The sequence below is a fragment of the Bradyrhizobium sp. CCBAU 51765 genome, assembly GCF_015291725.1.
GTDB classification, from domain to species: domain Bacteria; phylum Pseudomonadota; class Alphaproteobacteria; order Rhizobiales; family Xanthobacteraceae; genus Bradyrhizobium; species Bradyrhizobium liaoningense.
Genome location: NZ_CP030038.1, coordinates 6,206,977 through 6,227,138 on the forward strand (window position 1 = coordinate 6,206,977; position 20,162 = coordinate 6,227,138).

At 63.1% G+C, this 20,162-nt stretch carries 20 protein-coding genes and 1 tRNA gene; 7 read left to right on the forward strand and 14 right to left on the reverse strand.

Features of this window, described 5'->3' with window-relative positions; all coding sequences use genetic code 11:
• Positions 1-174 precede the first annotated feature (174 nt).
• A complete protein-coding gene (locus XH96_RS29305) occupies positions 175-807 on the reverse strand; it encodes a response regulator transcription factor (protein WP_194389053.1) in 633 nt (210 codons plus the stop codon).
• Positions 808-1,050: 243 nt separating this feature from the next.
• Here XH96_RS29305 and XH96_RS29310 point away from each other — a divergent pair, with 243 nt between their 5' ends.
• On the forward strand, positions 1,051-1,734 hold the full coding sequence (locus tag XH96_RS29310) for a helix-turn-helix domain-containing protein (RefSeq protein WP_194389054.1): 684 nt from the start codon (positions 1,051-1,053) through the stop codon (positions 1,732-1,734).
• 92 nt (positions 1,735-1,826) lie between these two features.
• On the opposite strand, the gene XH96_RS29315 is transcribed toward XH96_RS29310, so the two are convergent.
• The 5 genes from XH96_RS29315 to XH96_RS29335 form a co-directional block, all read right to left on the reverse strand.
• A complete protein-coding gene (locus XH96_RS29315) occupies positions 1,827-2,279 on the reverse strand; it encodes a potassium channel family protein (RefSeq protein ID WP_194389055.1) in 453 nt (150 codons plus the stop codon).
• A gap of 74 nt (positions 2,280-2,353) precedes the next feature.
• Entirely contained in the window at positions 2,354-2,704 is a 351-nt protein-coding gene (locus XH96_RS29320) for a phasin (protein ID WP_194389056.1), read from the reverse strand.
• Between the two features lie 664 nt (positions 2,705-3,368).
• Positions 3,369-3,545, reverse strand: a complete 177-nt coding sequence (locus XH96_RS29325) for a hypothetical protein (RefSeq protein ID WP_194389057.1) — start codon at positions 3,543-3,545, stop codon at positions 3,369-3,371.
• A 23-nt stretch (positions 3,546-3,568) separates the two neighbouring features.
• Positions 3,569-4,432, reverse strand: coding sequence for an alpha/beta fold hydrolase (locus tag XH96_RS29330; RefSeq protein WP_194389058.1), 864 nt, complete (start codon positions 4,430-4,432; stop codon positions 3,569-3,571).
• Positions 4,433-4,440: 8 nt separating this feature from the next.
• Complete coding sequence (locus XH96_RS29335) at positions 4,441-6,948, reverse strand: alpha/beta hydrolase (RefSeq protein ID WP_194389059.1); 2,508 nt, start codon at positions 6,946-6,948, stop codon at positions 4,441-4,443.
• A 131-nt stretch (positions 6,949-7,079) separates the two neighbouring features.
• On the opposite strand from XH96_RS29335, the gene XH96_RS29340 reads away from it, so the two are divergent.
• The 5 genes from XH96_RS29340 to XH96_RS29360 all read left to right on the forward strand — a co-directional run bounded on the left by XH96_RS29340 (position 7,080) and on the right by XH96_RS29360 (position 10,473).
• Positions 7,080-8,006, forward strand: a complete 927-nt coding sequence (locus XH96_RS29340; RefSeq protein WP_194389060.1) for an alpha/beta fold hydrolase — start codon at positions 7,080-7,082, stop codon at positions 8,004-8,006.
• Positions 8,003-8,602 carry a hypothetical protein gene (locus XH96_RS29345; protein WP_194389061.1) on the forward strand — a complete coding sequence of 200 codons (600 nt, stop codon included), beginning with the start codon at positions 8,003-8,005 and terminating at the stop codon, positions 8,600-8,602. Before XH96_RS29340 ends, XH96_RS29345 begins: the two co-directional genes overlap by 4 nt.
• Before the next feature lie 90 nt (positions 8,603-8,692).
• The gene (locus tag XH96_RS29350; RefSeq protein WP_194389062.1) at positions 8,693-9,346 is read left to right on the forward strand and encodes a CoA transferase subunit A; all 654 of its coding nucleotides are present in this window, start codon (positions 8,693-8,695) and stop codon (positions 9,344-9,346) included.
• Positions 9,347-9,350: 4 nt separating this feature from the next.
• Positions 9,351-10,001, forward strand: a complete 651-nt coding sequence (locus tag XH96_RS29355) for a 3-oxoacid CoA-transferase subunit B (protein ID WP_194389063.1) — start codon at positions 9,351-9,353, stop codon at positions 9,999-10,001.
• Between the two features lie 13 nt (positions 10,002-10,014).
• Positions 10,015-10,473: a MaoC family dehydratase gene (locus XH96_RS29360; RefSeq protein WP_194389064.1), complete on the forward strand. Its 459-nt coding sequence runs from the start codon at positions 10,015-10,017 to the stop codon at positions 10,471-10,473.
• Positions 10,474-10,521: 48 nt separating this feature from the next.
• Here the strand turns inward: XH96_RS29360 and XH96_RS29365 are convergent, their stop codons facing one another.
• The 8 genes from XH96_RS29365 to XH96_RS29400 form a co-directional block, all read right to left on the reverse strand.
• The gene (locus XH96_RS29365) at positions 10,522-10,776 is read right to left on the reverse strand and encodes a DUF3551 domain-containing protein (protein WP_194389065.1); all 255 of its coding nucleotides are present in this window, start codon (positions 10,774-10,776) and stop codon (positions 10,522-10,524) included.
• A gap of 18 nt (positions 10,777-10,794) precedes the next feature.
• Complete coding sequence (gene fabI, locus XH96_RS29370; protein WP_194389066.1) at positions 10,795-11,583, reverse strand: enoyl-ACP reductase FabI; 789 nt, start codon at positions 11,581-11,583, stop codon at positions 10,795-10,797.
• On the reverse strand, positions 11,580-12,794 hold the full coding sequence (locus XH96_RS29375; protein WP_194389067.1) for an acetate/propionate family kinase: 1,215 nt from the start codon (positions 12,792-12,794) through the stop codon (positions 11,580-11,582). Before XH96_RS29375 ends, fabI begins: the two co-directional genes overlap by 4 nt.
• Before the next feature lie 5 nt (positions 12,795-12,799).
• Positions 12,800-13,762 (reverse strand): phosphate acetyltransferase, encoded by a 963-nt coding sequence (locus XH96_RS29380; RefSeq protein WP_194389068.1) that lies wholly within the window; start codon positions 13,760-13,762, stop codon positions 12,800-12,802.
• 29 nt (positions 13,763-13,791) lie between these two features.
• Positions 13,792-16,011, reverse strand: a complete 2,220-nt coding sequence (locus tag XH96_RS29385; protein WP_194389069.1) for a DUF3141 domain-containing protein — start codon at positions 16,009-16,011, stop codon at positions 13,792-13,794.
• 64 nt (positions 16,012-16,075) lie between these two features.
• Positions 16,076-17,161 (reverse strand): AI-2E family transporter, encoded by a 1,086-nt coding sequence (locus XH96_RS29390; protein ID WP_194389070.1) that lies wholly within the window; start codon positions 17,159-17,161, stop codon positions 16,076-16,078.
• The gene (locus XH96_RS29395; protein ID WP_194389071.1) at positions 17,158-17,424 is read right to left on the reverse strand and encodes a DUF2254 family protein; all 267 of its coding nucleotides are present in this window, start codon (positions 17,422-17,424) and stop codon (positions 17,158-17,160) included. Before XH96_RS29395 ends, XH96_RS29390 begins: the two co-directional genes overlap by 4 nt.
• Before the next feature lie 571 nt (positions 17,425-17,995).
• Positions 17,996-18,070, reverse strand: a tRNA-Gln gene (locus tag XH96_RS29400).
• Between the two features lie 255 nt (positions 18,071-18,325).
• On the opposite strand from XH96_RS29400, the gene XH96_RS29405 reads away from it, so the two are divergent.
• The gene (locus tag XH96_RS29405) at positions 18,326-20,104 is read left to right on the forward strand and encodes an acyl-CoA dehydrogenase (protein WP_194389072.1); all 1,779 of its coding nucleotides are present in this window, start codon (positions 18,326-18,328) and stop codon (positions 20,102-20,104) included.
• Positions 20,105-20,162 lie beyond the last annotated feature (58 nt).

Genomic DNA, 20,162 nt, shown 5'->3' on the forward strand with positions numbered 1-20,162 from the left:
TCGGGTGTCCTTCCAGGTATTGGCTGGCGTCAGTTTGCCGGACGATTTGGATCAGTCGGACAACAAGCCCGACTGCAGCCCGCGCATCCGGACTACAGCATACCCTTGCCGAGCCTTGAAATAGTCCTTGTGTGCAGGTTGCTTGACGGAGACCCGCCGAAACCACAGGCGTCGTCAGCCGGTCCGTTTGGCTTCGGGATCCAGTACGCCCAGCCGCTCCGCCATCGACACAAGTTCCGCCAGTGACTGCACCTGCATTTTCTCCATCACCTGATGGCGATGGGCCTTTACGGTGCGTTCAGCGGTGCCGAGTTCGTGGGCAATTTGCTTGTTGATCTTGCCGCGCACGATCAATTCGAACACCTGGCGTTCGCGCGGCGTCAGTGACTTCAGCCGCATCTGGAGCAAACTGAGCTTTGTACGCTGGATGTGGTCGGCCTGCTGGCGGATCAAGGCACGCGCGAGCGCATCGAGCAGCTGCTCCGACGAGACGGGCTTGGTGAGAAAATCTTCGGCTCCGGCCTTGATCGCGCGCACGGTCGTCGCCGTATCGGCGTAGCCTGTCACGAACACGATGGGGAGCGTGGACCCGAGCCCGGCGAGGTGGCTCTGTAGCTGGGGACCGGAGAGCCCGGGGATCTGCACGTCGAGCAAGATGCATCCGGGGCCATCGCCGTCCGGCAGCCGCTCGAGCAGGTCCTGGGCCGATGAATAGGTGGCGACCTCATAACCAGCGAGCTTCAGCCGGCGCTCGACGGCCGTGCGGAAGGAGGCGTCGTCGTCCACCACGTGAACCAAGCCGGGCATTTGACCTCCTGGAGGGTCCCGCAACCTTCAAATGCGCAACAAAAGCAATCAAAGAAAAAACGCGCCTGACGCGATTCATGTCGTGCAAAGGTATTTCGACCTGCCCCTTGGTACAATGACCTGAGAGACAATGGCTTATAACACGGCCTTCATCGTACACCAATCGCCCGGGAAACAGCGAGGCGCTCCCGGCAGCGAAATAATCTCAGCGACAAGCCAGTCAAGCAACCAGAGGAGGGGTCCATGTTTGTGCGTATCGCAACCGACCGGTCCCCGCGCCCCAATTCTCTCCGTGACTTCGGAATGACCAGCGATTCGAATACGATCGTCAGTCTAAGCGAATTCACCTACAAGAAGGGCACTGAAGTCTACGGGGAGAAAGAGCCGGCCGAGTACGTCTATCAGGTCAAGGTTGGTGCAGTGCGAAGTTACAAGCTGCTGACCGACGGCCGGCGCCAGATCGGCGCGTTTCACCTCCCGGGCGACATTTTCGGCCTCGAGAATGGCGGAGCTCATCGCTTCACCGCGGAAGCCATCATCGACACCACCGTTCACCTGATCAGGCGCCAAAGTCTTGAATTGGTGGCGAAGAGCGACGTCATGGTCGCCAAGAACCTGTTTCGCATGACCACCGCCAATCTCCATCATGCCGAGGACCACATGCTGCTCCTGGGCCGCAAGACGTCGCTTGAGCGGGTCGCAGCCTTCTTGCTCGAGATGGATAAGCGCCTGACCGCCGCGGGCGTTATCGCGCTGCCGATGTCGCGGCGCGACATTGCGGATTACCTCGGCCTGACGCTGGAGACGGTGTCGCGTGCTTTGTCGCGGCTGCACGAATTGGGCGTTCTCGGCTTCGTCGGCAATACCCAACGGCAGATCGTGCTGCAAGACCGGGCGAAGCTTGCCAGCCTCGACCTCCAGAGCTGACGCTGCGCGTGAAGCGCGACAATTCGTCCTGCGCCTGCACCAAAGGTCGCCGTTGAATGCACCGCAATCCGAGGCGGAGCCGGGCAGCTCGCTTATTCTGCAGAATTGCAAGCGCTAGCGTTGATCGCGGCAAGGTGCTCCACGGTCTTGCGCAGCACTTCGAACAGCATTGCGGTCGACCAGCCGAACAGCAGGATGCCGTTCATCGCAGTCATCGGGCCTAGTAGCTGGCGCGCCTGGATCGGCGTGATGTCGCCATAGCCGAGCGTTGTGTAGTTGACGAAGGCGAAATAGACCAAATCGGTGCCGGCAGGCGCCACGCCCACCATCAAATAAGCCGCCGACCAGACGACGCTTTCCAACGTATGCGCCACCATCAGAACGGCGGCGGTAGCGGCCATCACGGCCATCAGGTGCAGTCTTGGCCACTCCATATGTCGCAGTCCGGCCGAACGAGCAATGCCAATTGCACCGACTGTCACCAGCGCGTGAATCATGATGTTTACAAGGCTGACAATGGTGCCGACCACGAACTGAAGCGCCATTGTGCCCTCATCGCGAGCCAGAACATGAGGCGCGGTGGTCCTGCGAGCGCCCATCTCTTCGAGTTTCCATCTGCTCAGATCTTTGGCGTGAAGGCGCCCGTCACGGCCTTCATTGCAGTCTCGCCCATGTTCTTGGCCTGATCGGTTAGGGCCCTCATCTGGTCCTGAAAGAATTCGGATTGCATCTTGAGGGCGTCCTGCACGTCCCTGGCCTGGGTCAGCTTGTCACCGAGATCGAATGTCGCGGTTACGTTGCGCTGCATGAAATTGCAGAACTGCTTGGCCTGGTCGGCGATCGGCAGCGGCGACAAACTTAGAGCTTTTTCAAGCAGACTGAAATACTCTTCACTACCCTTGCGAAGGCGGCCGAGACTCTCGGTCAACATCGCACGTGCATTTTCAGCCGAAGGATTGATGTCCGCCATTGTCTTTCTCCTCCTCTAACCAACGGGTTCAACTCACCTGCTCCGAGACGGGAATTGCGGAGAACCGGATCGTGCACAAGGTCGTCATTGCGGCAGGGAAATCCGCCGGGTGAAGGCGATCGTCGCCTTCACCGCCGACCGCGACAGCATAACGGCGTGAGCAACCAGGATTGCACCTCGAACAAACCGGTCGAGAGCCGCCGAACTTGTGCTCACGTCGCGTATGCCGATTTTCAGCGTCGCCCGACGCGATCGACGGGGCCGCCGCGATTCATTGGCGTTCCTGGCCGCACCGCTTCACGCGTTACCGCGCGCGCGACAGGACGCGGCCTGAGCACGACGCCGGGCCGTGCAATGCAGCTCGGCGGATAATCGACGTACTGGCAGTAGACGACTGCAGCTGCCGGTCCGCTACTGACGGCAGTTCCTACGAGCGCCACCGACGCGGTTAAGGCCAACCCGGAAAGGGTCAATGTGGCTGATCGACGAAGCTTCATTAGAACCTCCTTACATTGTCATGCGAGAATGTGAGCCTCGGTAGCAGGGCGGGCACGGGCAGTACCCGCAGACGGTCGGGTAACGATCCCAGACAGGCGGCATCCCCCGCCGCTGCCGTGCCGTGATATGCGACGCCAAGTCCACCACTCTGACAAGCGGATGCGCTTCAACGGCGCTTACCTGGCCTCTGGTCGAGGCGCAGCCTCTGAACTCTCATGCGCCTGATCTCTTCGTTAAGAGCTTCTATCTTCTCGTCCTGCTGCTCGGTCCTCGATTTCGGCTGCTCTTCGCCGCGCAGCTTGTCGAGCGTCTTCTCGACGGAAAGCTTTTTGGTTTCAGCCATACGCATCCTCCGTTGAACAATTGCTATTGCGCCAATCCTCCGAACCAGGCGCCGAAATAGCCGGCATAAAGCGCCGGCAGCTCCAGATTCATGGAATGACCCATCCGGGGTACTGTCACGAGCCGGCAGTCCGGCATCGCCGCCGCCATGCTCTCGAGATCCGCCCGCGGTATCCACCCGTCCTGCTCGCCCCAGAGCACGAGGTGCGGATGCCGGATTTCCGGCATGCGGCGCTCCAGCTCCCGACTTTCCTTTTCCCGGTTGAGGTTGACCGGCGTGCCGATCCAGACTCCCTCGGAGACGCCAAAAGTCTGCTCAATGATGCGATCGAACAGCGCCGGGATCTCGCCGAGGCCCTCGCGGAATCGCGGGATCGCGTTCGGCGCAAGGCTGTCTGGCACGAACAGCGAGGACGCCGCACTGGCCATCACCGTCCGCGTCAGCTGCTTGCTCGCCATCATCGCCCGGAAAAGGCCGATCTGATCGGCATTGAAGGACATTCCGAGCGGCGTGACCGGGTCGAGCGCAAACACCCGCCCGAACCGCCGCGGCTGCATCAGCAGCATCCGCGCGGCGATGATGCCGCCGGTCGAGTGGGTCGCGAGATGGCAAAACCCGACGCCCAGCGCATCCAGTGCCGCCAGCATGTCGTGCGCATGCTGCTGCATCGAGTAGTTGGCATAATCGGCCGCGGGTTTCGGCCGATCGCTGTCGCCGCAGCCGCGCCAGTCGATTCCGATCACGCGCAGTCCGCTCGGAAACAGCGGCGTAGCGAGCTCGATCCAGTCCTTGCTGGCGAGATTGCCGTGGATGAAGACGACGGTGACGTCGCCTTGGCCCCACTCTCGCCAGCCCAACCGGACCTCACCTGCCTCAACCGTTGACATGGTCCAGCCTACTTGTTCAGGCCGGCCGTCGGTGCGGCGCCGGGTGGCGTCGGCGCCACCGGCAATGCCGAGACGGCCGAACCCTTGATCATCCGATCCGTGCCGAGCGGCGACGACGTATCGACCGTTCCCTTGATCACGAAGTCCACCACGTCGACCGGAAATTCCACCGGATTGTCGGTGTGGATGAAGTGACCGGTCTCCGGATAGATCTTGAGGATCGGCCGGTTGCCCGCACTTGTCATGCGCGACATGAACGGCGTGATGACGTCGCGTCCGAGGTCCGTCAAGCCGTTGAACGCCGGCGTCGGGATGAACGGCTCCTTGTCGCCGAAGGAGAGGAAGATCGGCGCCTTGATCTGGGCCACCCGCTGGTAGAGGTTCTTCGGGTCATCCTGCTGCAGCTCGGACCCTATCGAATAGATGTCGTAGATGAAGACGTTGGCCCATTGCTCGAGCTCTTTCGGGTTGCCCTTGATGAGCCCGACGCGCTGCTCGGTGTGGAAGCGGGCATATTCGCTATCGCTGTAGAAATAGCCGCTCTTCGCCGCCGAGACGGCGTTGGTCTCCGGATCACGTTTCTTGAAATAGAAGAAGTCGCGGACGCTCTGCTCCGGGCGTCCGATCTCCGCGGCAAGGATGCCGGTCGGCCCCCAGGTTTCCTTCCACTTGTCGAAATCATGATCGAACACCTGATCGAACAGGCGCGCCTTCTTGTCCTTGGCGATCGTGATGTCGCGCGGATATTCTTCAAGGCCCGAAGGAGCTTCGAGCGCAAGGCCCAGGACGGCGTCCGGCCACGTGAGCGCGTAGCCCATGACGACCTGGCCGCCGAGCGAATGACCGAGGTAATAGGCCTTCTTGACGCCGAGCTGATTGACCACGAGGTCGTACACGGCCTCGCGCATGTCCTGCATCGTCCGCGCCGGGCTCTTGTCGAGATTGCCGGGACCGGACATGCCGTAGTGCGGCAAGTCCGGCACGATCACGCGCAGCCCGCTGCGCAGGGCATATTGCATGACGTTACCGTAGTGCCCGCCGAACGCGCCTTTGCCATGAATGATGACGAGCACCTTTGGATCCTTCTCGGTGCCGGCGTACTCGTCCATGTAGCCGATCTGCCAGGACGTCCCCCGCTTGTCTTTCGTGGTCGCGTATTTGACCGGATAAGGGTAGGTCACAAAATCCTTCCAGAACGACTTGCCCGGGTCGATGTTCGCGGCCACGCCGGGCACGCGATAATTCTTGTCGACGTATTTCTGCGCACGATCGAGGCTCGCCACGTCATCCATGAAGGCGACAAACTTCGGATCGTGCTTGCGGTGATTGATGATCGAGAACACGCCGTAATGGGCGACCGGGCTCTCCTCGGAGATCAGCTGGGCGCCCGGCACGCGATCGACGGCGCGCTCGGCAAGCTTGAAGTTCAGCCAGCCATCGTTGGTGATGTGCATCACCATCGTGCGCGCCTGAATGCGGCCCAGGTAAGGATTCACGTTGTGAATCTCGCCCACCCTGTTGCGCCAGACGAGATCGACCGCGTCGTAGAGCTTGGCGCGCGTCATCACGCTGCTGGCAGCCTTCTCGTTCGGCGGATTCCAGTAGAACACTTCCGGCTGCACGGCCGCAAAGCTCTGCGTCGTGCGGAAAGCGAAGTCGTAGCCGGTCAGGCCGAGCACCGACCAGCCGAAGGCTATGCCGGGAATTGGGTGCTTCTCTTTCGGCAGCTTGTAGTAATCGCCTTTGGTCTGCTGCCACACCGGATCGGCCTCGATCGCGGCGGTCATGAGCTGGAAGGTCCAGTTGCCGACGGGGTCCTCGGAATCCGACTGGGTGGTGCCGCCGATCGGCATCAAGCCGCCCATGAACTCCGGATGCATGACGCCCCAGACATAGGTCTGCGTGCCTCCCATCGAGACGCCGGTGACCAAGGCAGCGCGGGCGATCTTCAAGCCGTCCCGCAGCATGCGGTAGTTCGCCTGGACCATGTCGTAGTAGCTGTATTGCGGAAACTTGATGCCGAGACCATCGGACGGTTTGCTCGCGCCCCAGGTGCCGAGCGGATCGACCATGACGACATAGTAGCGATTGGTGTCGATCGGCCGGCCCGGCCCGATGATCGGCACGCCACCCGACAAGGCAGCCCCCTTGACCCACTGCTCGTACATGTCCGTCGAGTCGCCGGAATAGTACGAGTTGATGATCACGGCATTGGTGATCTCCCCGGCAGCATTGCGCCGCGGCGTGCCGACGGCGATGTAGGCCGAGTGCAGCTTGCCCGCCCCGAGCGACTCCAGCGTCACGCCGCCTTCGCCGCCATTCTCCCATTTCGACGGATCGGATAGATCGTACTTGCCGCCGAGGCGAAAGTTCGGGATCTCGACCGTCTTCTTCAGCTCATCATGCTGCATCTGCGACGAGCGGCGGCTGTAGGGCTGTGCGACCGCCAGGGCGGTCCCCACCAACAGCAACAGCAGACTCACCCCGCAATGCCGAATGAAATTCCTTCCGGCCATGGCAGCTTCCTCCTGGCAATTTTGTCAAAAGGCTAGGTACGCGCTCGCGGCCGACCCTTGATCTAACTCAATGGATCGCTGTCTTCGTGGACGAGCATTGTGGTTGCCATTCATCCGGTCCGGACCCCTCAATGCCCTTTCTCAGTCATGGCTCGTATCGCATCCGTTATGAGCTTGACGGGCCAGCGAACGCTCCCGCCTATGTGCTGGTCAACGGGCTTACACAATATGCCGAGCTCTGGGCCGCGTATCGTGAAGCCCTGGTTGCGCGGCAATTCCGCGTCGCGACGTTCGACCTGCTCGGCCAGGGGGTGTCCGACAAGCCCGCTCTCTTCATCAGCCAGGATGATCAGGTGGCGGCGCTTCATCTCCTGGTCGACGCACTCGGCGACGGACCCATTTTTCTCGCCGGTATCAGCTTCGGCGGCCTGATCTCGCTGCGCTACGCGATCGAGCACGGCGAACGGCTGGCCGGGCTGGCGCCGATGAGCTGCTTCGCGGAGCTTCCGCCGCAACTGTTCCTGCTTGGCAACGCGCTCCGCACCGCGCTGATCCTGGGCGGCACCAGCTACCTGCAGGATTTGTTGCTGCCGATGAACGTCTCCGATCAATGGCTAGGACCGGTATTGGACAAGCTCGACAGCGTGAAACGGCAGGGCTGGCTGGTCAACGACGTCTACGCGCTGCAAAACCTGATGGAGTCCTTCCTCGACTTCCGGCCGCTGACGTCGCAGCTGTCGTCGATCATCCTGCCGACCATGATCCTGAATGGCGAGTTTGACTTCCTGACGCCCCGCGCAGTCCATGAGACCCTGCGCGCCGAGATTCCGAACAGCGCGCTCGTGATCATCCAGCGCGCCTATCACGCCTTCACACTGGAGAAGCCGGCGCTGACCGCGGACCTGCTCGCCCGCTTCGCCGAGGACGTGCTGGCCGGCCGCTGGCAGGGCAACAAGGCTGTCTGGATCGCGCCGGAAGAGACGGGCGGCGAGCTCATTGCGTTTCCTGCCGGCTACGATCATCTGCGCGCCATTCCCGTGCAGGGACCGGCCACATGAGCGAATTCCTTGGACCGCTCGACCCGCAAGGCCGTGTGCCGCCGTACCAGCAGACTCGCGTCGCCGCGTTCTTGACCTCCGCCCATGGCGCGTTGGCACGGCAGTTCGCGTTCGCGCTGCCCGCAAAGCTCGTGTCCGCCTGGCAGACCGAATTGAACGCGCAGGTCTATCATGAGGCTGAGATCGTCTCCCTGCTGCTTCGGGCGACATCCTGGGTCCCGGACCTTGCGCTGGGGTACCTGTCGATGTCCTGGGAGACGGCATGGTTTCCGCAACCAGCCGAGGGCATTCCGGACCAGCCGCTGGCGCGGGCAGTCGGCCTGGCAACACTTGCGCATGCCGTTCATGCCGGCATAAGGCCGGCAGCTTTGCTCCCGAGGGAAGCCAATGCCGACGATCCCTTCGTCATGGCCTTGCGGCGCATCGAACTGGAGAGCGGCCGGTTGCTACAGGCGCAAATCCTGTTCCTGAAGGGGCCGGAGCTTTTGGCCCATCGCGACGCTGTCAGCGCTGCGCTCGAACATCGCCACGTCGAGATTCGCAAGCTCTGGACCAGCGCGCTCGAAGGCGTCGGCATCGTGGTCCACGAATCATGAGAAGCCTTGACGCAGATCAAGGGACCAGGATGAACGCAAAGCGAGCATTCCACCGTCGCTCCTTGATCTCTGCCGACTGGAGTTGGAACCATGAGGGCCGTTTCCATCGAAGAAGCCGTCGCGATGATCCCGGCAGGCGCAAGCATCATGGTCGGGGGCTTCATGGGGGTCGGCGCGCCGTGGCGTCTGCTCGACGAGCTCGTCCGGCAGCAAAAGGCAGGGCTCTCCATCATCAGCAATGACGCTGCGTTGCCCGGCAAGGGTGTCGGGAAGCTGTTCGATGCGGATCTGGTCTCGCGTCTCACCGCGACCCATATCGGCCTCAATCCGAAGGTGCAGCAACAGATGCTGGCCAAGCAGATCGCAGTCGATTTGATTCCGCAAGGCACCTTCGTCGAGCGCATTCGCGCAGGCGGGTGCGGTCTCGGCGGCGTCCTCACGCCGACCGGCGTTGGCACGCTGGTCGCGGAGGGCAAGCGCGAGATCGAGGTCGACGGAAAGCCGTTCCTGCTCGAGACCGCATTGCGGGCGCAGTTCGCGCTCGTGCACGCTTTCCTCGCCGATTACCTCGGCAATCTCTCCTATGCGCTGACCGCGCGCAACTTCAATCCGGTCATGGCGATGGCGGCCGACACCGTGATCGTGACGGCGGAACACATCGTGCCCGTTGGCGTCATCGCACCCGACCACGTCGTGACGCCGGCGCCGCTGGTCGACTATCTCATTACCAACCCAAACGGGTGATGCCATGGATGCACAGGAGATCATCGCCCGACGCGTCGCCAGGGAGCTCAGAAACGGCGACCTCGTCAATCTCGGCATCGGCATTCCGACGCTCGTCGCCAACTACGTCCCGGCCGGGTTGAGCGTGTTCTTTCAGTCGGAGAATGGATTGATCGGCACGGGCCCGATTCCGGAGCAAGGGTTGGAGCACCCTCTCCTGACCGACGCCGGCGGCCGCCCGATCAGCGCGCTGCCGGGGGCCAGCACCTTCGACAGCGCGATGTCGTTCGGACTGATCCGCGGCGGACACGTCGATGTCACCGTGCTCGGCGGGCTCCAGGTCGATGCCCACGGACTTCTCGCCAACTGGATGATCCCCGGCAAGATGGTTCCGGGCATGGGCGGCGCGATGGACCTCGTCAGCGGCGCCAAGCGGGTCATCGTCGCCATGCAGCATGCTGCGAAAGGCAAGTCCAAGATCGTCGCCAAATGCACGCTGCCGTTGACGTCGGCCCGGCCGGTGCAGCTGGTCGTGACCGACATGGCGGTGATCGGCTTTCCCGACGGCAAGGCCACATTGCTGGAGATTGCTCCCGGCATCAGCGTGGGCGAGGTCATGGCGATGACGGACGCCGAGCTGGTCGTGCCCGACGACATCCGGGAAATGAAGATCTGAGCAGGCCACCATCATGCGCATATTCAGCAACTTCGACGAGATCAAATCCGCGGTCGGTACCGAGATCGGCGCCAGCGACTGGATCGAGGTGACGCAGGATCGCATCAACCAGTTTGCCGAGGCGACCTGCGACGAGCAGTGGATCCACGTCGATCAGGAGCGCGCCAGGAGGGAGGCGCCAGGCGGCACCACCATCGCGCACGGCCTGCTGTCCCTGTCGCTTGCGCCTCTTTTCATTCGTTCGGTGATGGGCCTGAAGGGCCTGCGCAACACCCTGAACTACGGCGCGGATCGAATCCGATATCTTGCCCCCGTCCCCGCCGGATCCAGGCTGCGCGGGCGGATCACGATCGCCGAAGCCGAGGACGTGCCGCCGGACGGCCTGCGCGTCAACTATCATCTCGTCATCGAGATCGAGGGCGGCAAGAAGCCGGCCTGCGTCGCCGAGCTGATCGCGCTGCATTATCGCTAGGTGTGCTGCCAACGCCGGGCCGCCGCAATCTCGACGCCGTCGGTCCGCTCACGGATATCGCCGGTAACCCGCACGGGGGAGAGCCTGTCCGAAGTACGGGTTTATCACGCATGTGGCGGCGCGACCGAATGCTGAAGCCTGACACTGCGGCAGCGACGTGTAGCTGCAATCGATCCATTCGCCTCCGCCAAAGGACCCTTCGTAGACCTTCATGCATACCGCATAGCGAGGATCGTAGGTTTGTGCCTGCGCCGGCACGAATTGGATCGCGAGCAGAAACAGGCTCAACCCAAGCGCACGCACCTGAACTTCCTCCGTCAGTCAGTCGATGATGTGATAGCCGCCGTCGACATAGAGAACGCCGCCGGTGATCAGCCTGGCCCCGTCGAGCGCCAGGAACGCCGTGGCATTGCCGACGTCCTCGATGCTGACGAGGCTGCGGGTCGGCGCGGTGGACTGCGCCTTGTCCATGAGATCGTCGAATTCGGGGATGCCCGATGCCGCGCGCGTGGCGAGCGGGCCTGGTGAGATCGCGTGAACACGGATGCCCTTCGGACCGAGTTCGGCCGCAATGTAGCGGACCGCCGCTTCAAGCGCGGCCTTGGCCACCCCCATCACGTTGTAGTTCTTCACGACCATCTGGCTGCCGTAATAGGTCATGGTGAACATCGTGCCCCCGTTCTTCATCAGCGGCTCGGCGAGATGCGCCATCCGCATGAACGACCAGCAGGAGACATCCATCGTCTTCAGGAAACCGTCGCGCCCGACATCCACAACGCGGCCGTGCAGCGCCTCCTTCGGCGAAAATGCGATCGAATGCAGCAGGAAGTCGAGTTGTCCCCATTCGCTTGCAATCCGCTCGAACACCTGTTCAGTCTGGCCCTCCACCATGACGTCCAGCGGCATGAAGATCGGCGCTTCCAGCGCACGCGCGAGCGGTTCGACATGCTTCTTGGCACGGTCATTGAGGTAGGTGACGGCGAGCTCCGCCCCGAGGGCGCGAAACGCCCTTGCGCAGCCCCAGGCGATGGATTGGTCGTTGGCGATGCCGACGATGAGGCCTTTCTTGCCCTTCAGGGCGACCTTGGTGTCCGGGAACACGGGAATCATGACGCCCTCTCTTGTCTTGAGTTGCCCGATGGCTGCTTCATCAGCAGCGACAGCGTGTGCTGCGCGATCATCAGTTCCTCGTCGGTCGGTACGACATAGACGGGGATACGACTCTCGGAACGCGATATCAGCCGCGAATTGCGAGAATTACCGGCGTGGTCGAGGCTGACACCGAGCCATCCGAGCTGCTCGACCACACGGGCGCGAATCGTCGCGGAATTCTCGCCAATGCCGGCCGTGAAGACGAAGGCGTCCAAACCCTGCAATGCGGCCGCGAGCATGCCGGCATTGAGGCAGATCCGATACACGAAATAGTCGATCGCCAGCTTGGCCTTGGCGTCGTCGCTGGCCTCGAGCTCCCGCATGTCGTTGCTGACGCCCGAGAGTCCCTTCAGTCCGCAATCGCGATAGAGAAAGTCCTGAACGTTCGACGCCGACATGCCCTTCTCGGAGATGAGATAGAGCACGACACCGGGGTCGAGCTGGCCGGGCCGCGTGCCCATCGGCAGCCCGTCCAACGCCGTGAAGCCCATGGTGCTTTCGACGCTTCGTCCTTCGTTGAGCGCGCACATCGAGGCGCCGCTACCCAGATGAGCCACGATGACCCGCCGGTTCGCGATGTCGGGCGCAACCCGCGGCAGGGCCTTCGCGACATATTCGTAAGACAGCCCGTGGAAACCATAGCGGCGCACCCCCTCGGCATGGAGCCGATGCGGGATCGCGTAGTGATCGGCGACCGCGCTGTGCGTTCGATGAAAGGCGGTATCGAAGCAGGCCACCTGCGGCAAGCTCGGGAAGCCGGCAAGGATCGACCGGATCGGCGCCAGATTGTGCGGCTGGTGCAATGGTGCCAGATTGACGAAGCGCTCCAGGCGGGCGACGACGCCGTGATCGATCGACACCGGCCGGTCAAAGTCCGGGCCGCCATGCACGACGCGGTGTCCGACCGCGATCGGGTGGATGCGAAGCTCGTCCCGCAACCAGCTCCCGGCGATCTCCATCGCCGCCGGAACGTTTGCGACTGCCTCGATCGGATACGCTCGCTCGGCCAGCGTCTCACCGTTCGCGCCACTCGCCCGCAACCGTGGTCGGCTGGCAATGCCGTCGATCTGGCCCTTGATCTGCCGGCGAAGGATACCCTCTCCCTCGACAGAAAAGATCTGGAACTTGACGCTCGAGGAGCCTGCGTTGACGACGAGGATCGTATCCATCGCGGTCACGCAGCGACTGTCGGCGCATGTTGGCGCCGGGCGTTGGCATAGAGCGATGCCACCGCGCAGGACGCCATGCGCGCACGGGGCGTGTCCGCCCGGGACGTCAGCACGACCGGCACCCGGGCGCCGAGCACGATGCCGGCGCCGTCGGCCTTGGCGAAGTAGGCGAGATTCTTCGCCAGCATATTGCCGGCTTCGAGATCGGGAACGACGAGGATCTGGGCTCGCCCGGCAACTTCGGACTTGATGCCCTTGATCCGTGCCGCCTCGGGATCGATGGCGTTGTCGAAGGCCAGCGGCCCGTCGAGCACGCCGCCACTGATCTGGCCGCGGTCGGCCATCTTGCACAGGGCCGCCGCCTCGATCGTCGACGGGATCTTTGAGGTCACGGTTTCCACGGCCGACAGGATCGCCACGCGCGGCGATTTTCCAAAACCGGCCTGGTTGTACAGATCAATGGCGTTCTGGATGATGTCCCGCTTGGCATCGAGATCGGGAAAGATGTTGATGGCGGCGTCGGTGACGAGCAGCGTGTCTGCATAGGCCGGAACATCCATCACGAAGACGTGGCTGATACGGCGGTCGGTGCGCAGGCCGCCCGTTTTCGCCGTGATGGCGCGCATGAGTTCGTCGGTATGCAGGCTGCCCTTCATCAGCATCTCGCCCCTGGCAGCATGGATCAAGTCGACGCTCCTGGCCGCGGCGTCCTCGCTATGCGCGGCATCGACGATCTCGAAGCCGGAGATATCGAGATCGTTCCTGCCCGCCGTCTCCCTGATCTTTCTCTCGGGTCCGACCAGGATCGGTCGGATGATCCCGGCTTGCGCGCTATCGACGGCTCCGCGCAACGAGGTTTCATCGCAAGGATGCACCACCACGGTCGGCACCGGCGGCAGGGCCTTCGCTGCCGCAATCAAGCGATCGTACTTGCTGGGAGACTGCGCTGGCCTCGTATCGGCTGACATGATCTCGCTCCCGCCTCTTCCATCAACGCCTAAGATGCTTTCGCCTTTGGGTCGAAAGGGGTAATGTTGGACGTCCCCTCTCCCGCCTCGACACCGAACAGCGCGGCGATACGCTGCAGGCGGCTTGCACGCTCGCCGGTGATTTCGCCGCTCGCGGAAAGGACATCGCGGATCATTGTGAATGCCGCCAGTCGTTGCGCGACATCTTCTGGAAGCATCTTCGGGATCGCGGCCAGGGCGCCTTGCTGGTCGAGCAACAGCATGAAGAACTGCTCGCGCACCAGCATCTTGAACTCGGGCAGCGTCAAACGCGAACCGCCGGCATCGCGGCGAATCCGACGCAACGCCTCGATGCTCCGCTCGTCGACCATTCCGCGGGCCGAGCCGATATAGACCAGGCCGCGAATGGCGGCTTCACGAAGACCGCCCTCCCCCACCCTGGACTTCAGTTCGGCGATTCGCTTCTCGAGCATCGTCCGGTGCTCCGCCGACATCTCGCGCTTGCGCGAAGACTCCCAGTTCGGATCGATCCCGACCGCCGCCTGAAGTGCAGGCGAGCCGTAGACATTGAGGAAGATCGTCTCGCTCAGGGCTTCCTGTGCGTCGCGCCAGCTATCCAGCGCATGAACGATCTGCTTGGACATCTGCTCCTGGAAGGCCAGGAACGGATTGTCCTTTGCCACAGGCTTGCGTTTCTCCTCGATCTCCCCGGCGGCCGTTTTCACGGCGCCCATCCAGGGATTCTGGCTGCTGAGGACCTCGTACTGCAATCGCAGCGGATGCAGGTTGCGCATGGTCTCCGCCATCTGTGGCGTGACCATCTTCTTGATCCAGGGCTGAACGAACTTCCGGTACGCCGCGAGATTCATCTCGGAGACGCGTTTTGCGGCTGCGAAGCGCCGCTCATCCTCGGGCGAATTGCCGCCCATGGCGCGGATATCGTCGAGCGTTCGCGCCTCGCAGCGCATCACCCACTGCCCGATGACGAGATCGGAACTCGCGGTCTCCTCACCCTTGGCTTCGAACGTCGCTTCATAAAGTCCAGGCGGCAGAATGTCGATCAGGTCGATATTGCTGGAGAATTCCGCATGCTCCTTCTTCGCGACGCCGCCGGAGACGAAGATGCCGAGGTGCCCGATGCTTTCGTGAACGGTGTAGACGATGGTCTGCCCATATGCCCTGATTTCATTGACGTCTGCATAGCAATCGAGAATCCAGTCCAGTGCCTGCTGCGGCGGCGTGACATTGTCGCCCTTGGAGCAGAACAACACGATCGGCGACCTGATATTGCGCAGATCGACCTTCTGCCCGTCCGACATCTCGATCCTGCCGGCCGCGAGATTGTTGCCGATGAAGAGCTCATCGACGATGAACTGGATCTCCTCGGCGTTCAGGTTGACGTGCCCGCCCCACCAGCGCTCGAAGTCCAGGTAGCGATCGGCCTCGGTATCGACCTTGGAATAGACGTTGTATTGCTTGGTCCAGAGCGTGTTGGATGGATTCTGGTTCTCGAAGTTCTGCACCAGCCAGGCGCCATCGAACTTGCCGGCGCCGAGATCGCTGGCCAATGCAGTCAGCCAGCTCCCACCCAACAGGCCGCCGGAATAACGCATCGGATATTTGCCGTGCACGCCAGCCCAGTAAGCGAGCGGCGCGCCGGCGATGATCAATGGCCCGAATAATTCAGGCCGCAGCGACGCCAGGATCATGACGGCCCAGCCGGCCTGGCAATTGCCGATCACGCAGGGCTTGCCGTCGGCTTTCGGATGCAGGCTGATGACCTTCTCGATGAACTGCGCCTCGGCGCGTGCGATGCGCTCGATGGTCTGCCCCGGCATCGGCTCCGGCAGAAAGCCGATGAAGTAGCAGGGATGCCCCGCTTTCATCGCAACGCCGATCTCGCTGTCCGCCTTGAAGCCGCCGATTCCCGGACCGTGTCCCGCGCGCGGATCGACCACGATGAACGGCCGCCGTTCGAGATCGATCTCGACCCCCTTGGGTGGAATGATGCGCACCAGCGCATAGTTGACGGGCTCGTCGAGCTTGCGCCCGTCGATGATCACTTCGGCGGCATATTGCAGGACATGCGGAGCCGTCTGCGCGACGTGCTCGCGATACTGGTCGCCGCGCTGGCGCATGATGTCCAGAAACAACACGCTCCGCTGCCCTGCATCGACCATGTATTCGACGGCCGCGGCAACCATCCCGGACAGGGGACCACCCGGCAGGTTCGAGTTTTCCATCGTCATGTCCCGATCTCGCTGTCGTACGCATTCAGAAGGCGCTTCCGTAAGGCGCCACCGTTGATTTAAGTCAACGTTCGACGACCGCCGGCAGTGGGGCGGCGTCCGTCTTGATCCAGGCGACCGCAAGCTCCCAGGCGACCGACAGGATGATGGGGCCGATGAAGAGACCGATGATTCCATGCCCCAGCGTTCCGCCGATCACGCCGATCAGGATGACGAGTGTCGGCGTGGTCAAGCCGCGCCCCATCACCAGCGGCTTCAAGACGTTGTCGAGGATGCTGACAATTCCGAGGTAGCAGGTCAGCAGCAATGCGGTGGTGACGTCCTTGTCGGTCCAGATCCAGACGATCACGGGAATCATGACGAGGGCTGCGCCGATCTGCACGATCGAGAGCAGCAGGACCAGAACCGCCAGGAGGCCGGCGATCGGGATGCCCGCGAGCTTGAAACCGATACCGGCCAGCAGCGCCTGGACCACCGCGATACCGATCACGCCTTGGGATACCGCTCGAATGGTCGCTCCCGCCAAATCCAGGAAATGCTCGCTCTGCTCGGGCACGATCCGCGCGAGAAAGCCTCGGCCCGCGGCCACGAGCTGCGGGCCATAGGGAAGGATGACGCCGGCGACGACGACCGAGAGCAGGAACTTGACTGCTCCAACGCCGGCATCACCCACGAGACCGAGCAGCGTGCCGGCGAACGGCTTCAGATAAGGTGCGACCTGATACAGGGCCGGGCGAAGATTCGTTGAGGCCTGCTCCCACAGTTCGTAAAGCTGCGCTCCGATCAGCGGCCAGGTCTTGAGGGCCTGCGGTGGCAATGGAATTGTCAGTTCGCCCGCGGCCAGCTCGGCGGCGAAGTCCTTGATGCCGTCCGCCGCACCCATGCCGAGCCAGGCCGCAGGGCCGATGAAGATGGCGAGATTGATTACGGTGAAGATGGCCGCCGCCAGCTTTGGGCGACCGCCCAAAACGTTGGCGAGAAGGACGAAGGCCGGATGGAGCGCGACGGCAAGCACGAGGGCCCAGACCAGAATGGTCACGAACGGGCGGACCAGGTAGAATGTCCAGAAGATCAACAGAGCGAGCAATCCAAGCCGCATCAACAGCTGGATCGCGTCTTCGCCAGAGAGACGTTGAAGGAGTGTTCTCATGGCCGCCCCTCTTCGCCGGCTCGTCGGAGACGGAAGCTTGGCGAATAGACGACGGCGTTGAACTGAACGAGCACAAAGGCGATCGAGAAGACGATGCCGGTCAACGCCATCATGCCGGAAGCGACGGCCGAGAGGTACGCCTGGGCAGATGATGTCGAGAGATCAAGACCAGACGCCATGAACCTGGCTTCCAGCCGCGGCACCAACAAGCCTGCCACGATACTCGCAGCGGCATGGAGGGATGGTATCAGCCAGAGCTGCATTGCGCGTCGTCTCCATGGCGCAGCGCCAGGAGGGCTTGTCGCCCCTGTTGGCCACGCTCAGCATCGGCGCGGAGACCTCCGGTTCGTTGATCTCGATCAATGGTCGGGATGCAGTCGGCAGATCGGGGTTGGGAGATCACGCAGGCGCGTGGTGCTCTGCGCCGTCGAACAAACAAGCTCTCGATTCAATTGGTGCCGCGGGATGCCGATTGAATGACTGCGCCAAGGATGACGTCGATCCCGGCCTGGCGAAGAGACCGTTTCGCTCCGCTTGGCGCGCCGAGGCAACGCGTCGCCGGAATTCGCGCAGCCCATCCTCGGCGAAGCCGTACGTGAGTTGATTGGATCCGGATCCGGGATTCTGCGAAGGCGCATCCCGATGTGAGCGTCGAGCTCCTCGCGATCAATGGCGCGATGAATCCGTTGGCTGAAGACATCGACACCGTGATGACCGCGTTCCCCGACAGCTTCAACGGGGGGCGAGTTTCATTCCGCGGAAGGATGCGCGGCAGTGACGCGTCGCAGGGCCAGGCAGCAGTTCCCGCGAGTGATGTCAGGCGGGCGGGCGATCTGGCTGGGGCGGGAGGGATCGAACCTCCGAATGGCGGAATCAAAATCCGCTGCCTTACCGCTTGGCTACGCCCCACCAGGCGACTGACGGAATGGCGGAAGATCGGGCTACCGCGGATTCTCTCCAGTCGCAGCCGGTCTATAGGGAGCGCGGCAGCATTTCAACCGTCTGGAGGGGCAAAATACCGCAGGCCCGGGATCGGCCGCGCTCGATGCTCCATCGGCCCGCACCGGCTCCGTTTCCGGCCGGCCCCTGCCCACCTCCCGACCATTGAGACTGCCTCCGTTTCGTGAGAATACGGCGTCAATATCTGTCCCCCGGGAGTGAGCCATGACCTACCGCGCGCCGATTTCTGACATGCTGCTGTCGCTCAACCATGGCGCGGGCCTCAAGGCCGCCGTGGAGGCCGGCCATTATGGCGATTTCGATGCCGATCTCGTGGCCGCCGTGCTGGAGGAAGCCGGCAAGTTCGCTTCGGACGTGCTGGCGCCGCTCAACAAGGTCGGCGACGAGCACGGCATCAAGCTCAACGATGGCAAGGTCACGACCGCGCCGGGCTGGCCGGACGCCTACAAGCGCTGGACCGAGGGCGGCTGGAACGCGGTGTCCGGCCCGGAGGATTTCGGCGGCCAGGGCCTGCCGATCGCGATCAACGCCGCCTGCACCGAGATCTGGAGCGCCGCCAACGTCGCCTTCGGCCTCTGCCCGCTGCTGACCGCCTCGGCGATCGAGGCGCTGGACGCCCATGGCAGCGACGAGTTGAAGAGAATCTATCTCGAAAAGCTCGTCTCCGGCGAATGGACCGGCACGATGCAGCTGACCGAGCCGCAGGCCGGCTCCGACGTCGGCGCGCTGCGTACCCGGGCCGATCGGCAGGCCGACGGCACCTATCGCATCAAGGGGACCAAGATCTTCATCACCTATGGCGAGCACGACATGACCGACAACATCGTGCATTTCGTGCTGGCGCGTCTGCCGGACGCGCCCGCCGGCACCAAGGGCATCTCGCTCTTTCTCGTCCCCAAGTTCATGGTGAATGCGGACGGCTCGCTGGGGCAGCGCAACGACATCTACGCCTCCGGCGTCGAGCACAAGCTCGGCATGCACGCCTCCCCGACCTGCACCATGACCATGGGCGATCATGGCGGCGCGATCGGCTTCCTCATCGGCGAAGAGAACCAGGGCATGCGCTGCATGTTCACGATGATGAACCAGGCCCGCCTCGGCGTCGGCCTGGAGGGCGTCGGCGTTGCCGACCGCGCCTACCAGCAGGCCTTGTCGTATGCGCAGGAGCGCAAGCAGGGCCGCGCGGTCGGCAAGAAGGGCGACGGCTCCGATGCGATCTTCGTGCATCCCGACGTCAAGCGCATGCTGATGCGGATGCGGGCACAGACTGCGGCCGCGCGCACCATCTGCTATGCGACCGCCGTCGCGATCGACGTCTCGACGCGCGCCAAGGATCCGAAGGTGCGCACTGAAGCGGCCGCACGCGCGGCGCTGCTCACGCCGATGGCCAAGGCCTATTCCACCGACATCGGCAACGAGGTCGCGTATCTCGGCGTGCAGGTGCATGGCGGCATGGGCTTCATCGAGGAGACCGGCGCGGCTCAGCACTACCGCGATGCCCGCATCACCGCGATCTACGAGGGCACCAACGGCATCCAGGCGATCGATCTCGTCACGCGCAAGCTCGCAGCCAATGGCGGCGCGTCGGTGTGGGCGCTGCTCGACGAGCTCTCGGCAACCGTCAAGCAGGTGGAGGCGTCCAACGATCCCGGCTTCGGCACCACCGGTGCAAAGCTGCGCGAGGCGCTGGACGCCTTGAGGCGCACCAGCAAATGGCTCCTGGAGCGCGTTGCGTCCGCCCCCAACAACGCACTTGCGGGTGCGACGCCCTATTTGCAGCAGTTCGGCTCGACGCTCGGCGGCTGCCTGCTCGCCTCCGAAGCGCTCGCCGCCAAGGCCGACGGCAACGTGGATGCTGCGCGCTACGTCGCGCTGGCGCGCTTCTTTGCCGAGAACATCACGGTGCAGGCACCCGCGCTCGAGCGCACGGTCACGGAAAGCGCAGAGTCGGTCGCGGCGGCGGATGCGGTGCTGCTGGGGTAAGTCGGATCGGCTCGCCACGACCTCAAATATCTTGCGCGAGCCTTCCCCTTAGCCTGCC

Coding starts and splice junctions, on each gene's coding strand:
- XH96_RS29305 (WP_194389053.1), bottom strand. CDS start 807: ATGCCCGGCTTGGTTCACGTGGTGGACGACGACGCCTCCTTCCGCACG.
- XH96_RS29310 (WP_194389054.1), top strand. CDS start 1,051: ATGTTTGTGCGTATCGCAACCGACCGGTCCCCGCGCCCCAATTCTCTC.
- XH96_RS29315 (WP_194389055.1), bottom strand. CDS start 2,279: ATGGCGCTTCAGTTCGTGGTCGGCACCATTGTCAGCCTTGTAAACATC.
- XH96_RS29320 (WP_194389056.1), bottom strand. CDS start 2,704: ATGGCGGACATCAATCCTTCGGCTGAAAATGCACGTGCGATGTTGACC.
- XH96_RS29325 (WP_194389057.1), bottom strand. CDS start 3,545: ATGGCTGAAACCAAAAAGCTTTCCGTCGAGAAGACGCTCGACAAGCTG.
- XH96_RS29330 (WP_194389058.1), bottom strand. CDS start 4,432: ATGTCAACGGTTGAGGCAGGTGAGGTCCGGTTGGGCTGGCGAGAGTGG.
- XH96_RS29335 (WP_194389059.1), bottom strand. CDS start 6,948: ATGGCCGGAAGGAATTTCATTCGGCATTGCGGGGTGAGTCTGCTGTTG.
- XH96_RS29340 (WP_194389060.1), top strand. CDS start 7,080: ATGCCCTTTCTCAGTCATGGCTCGTATCGCATCCGTTATGAGCTTGAC.
- XH96_RS29345 (WP_194389061.1), top strand. CDS start 8,003: ATGAGCGAATTCCTTGGACCGCTCGACCCGCAAGGCCGTGTGCCGCCG.
- XH96_RS29350 (WP_194389062.1), top strand. CDS start 8,693: ATGAGGGCCGTTTCCATCGAAGAAGCCGTCGCGATGATCCCGGCAGGC.
- XH96_RS29355 (WP_194389063.1), top strand. CDS start 9,351: ATGGATGCACAGGAGATCATCGCCCGACGCGTCGCCAGGGAGCTCAGA.
- XH96_RS29360 (WP_194389064.1), top strand. CDS start 10,015: ATGCGCATATTCAGCAACTTCGACGAGATCAAATCCGCGGTCGGTACC.
- fabI (WP_194389066.1), bottom strand. CDS start 11,583: ATGATTCCCGTGTTCCCGGACACCAAGGTCGCCCTGAAGGGCAAGAAA.
- XH96_RS29375 (WP_194389067.1), bottom strand. CDS start 12,794: ATGGATACGATCCTCGTCGTCAACGCAGGCTCCTCGAGCGTCAAGTTC.
- XH96_RS29380 (WP_194389068.1), bottom strand. CDS start 13,762: ATGTCAGCCGATACGAGGCCAGCGCAGTCTCCCAGCAAGTACGATCGC.
- XH96_RS29385 (WP_194389069.1), bottom strand. CDS start 16,011: ATGACGATGGAAAACTCGAACCTGCCGGGTGGTCCCCTGTCCGGGATG.
- XH96_RS29390 (WP_194389070.1), bottom strand. CDS start 17,161: ATGAGAACACTCCTTCAACGTCTCTCTGGCGAAGACGCGATCCAGCTG.
- XH96_RS29395 (WP_194389071.1), bottom strand. CDS start 17,424: ATGCAGCTCTGGCTGATACCATCCCTCCATGCCGCTGCGAGTATCGTG.
- XH96_RS29405 (WP_194389072.1), top strand. CDS start 18,326: ATGACCTACCGCGCGCCGATTTCTGACATGCTGCTGTCGCTCAACCAT.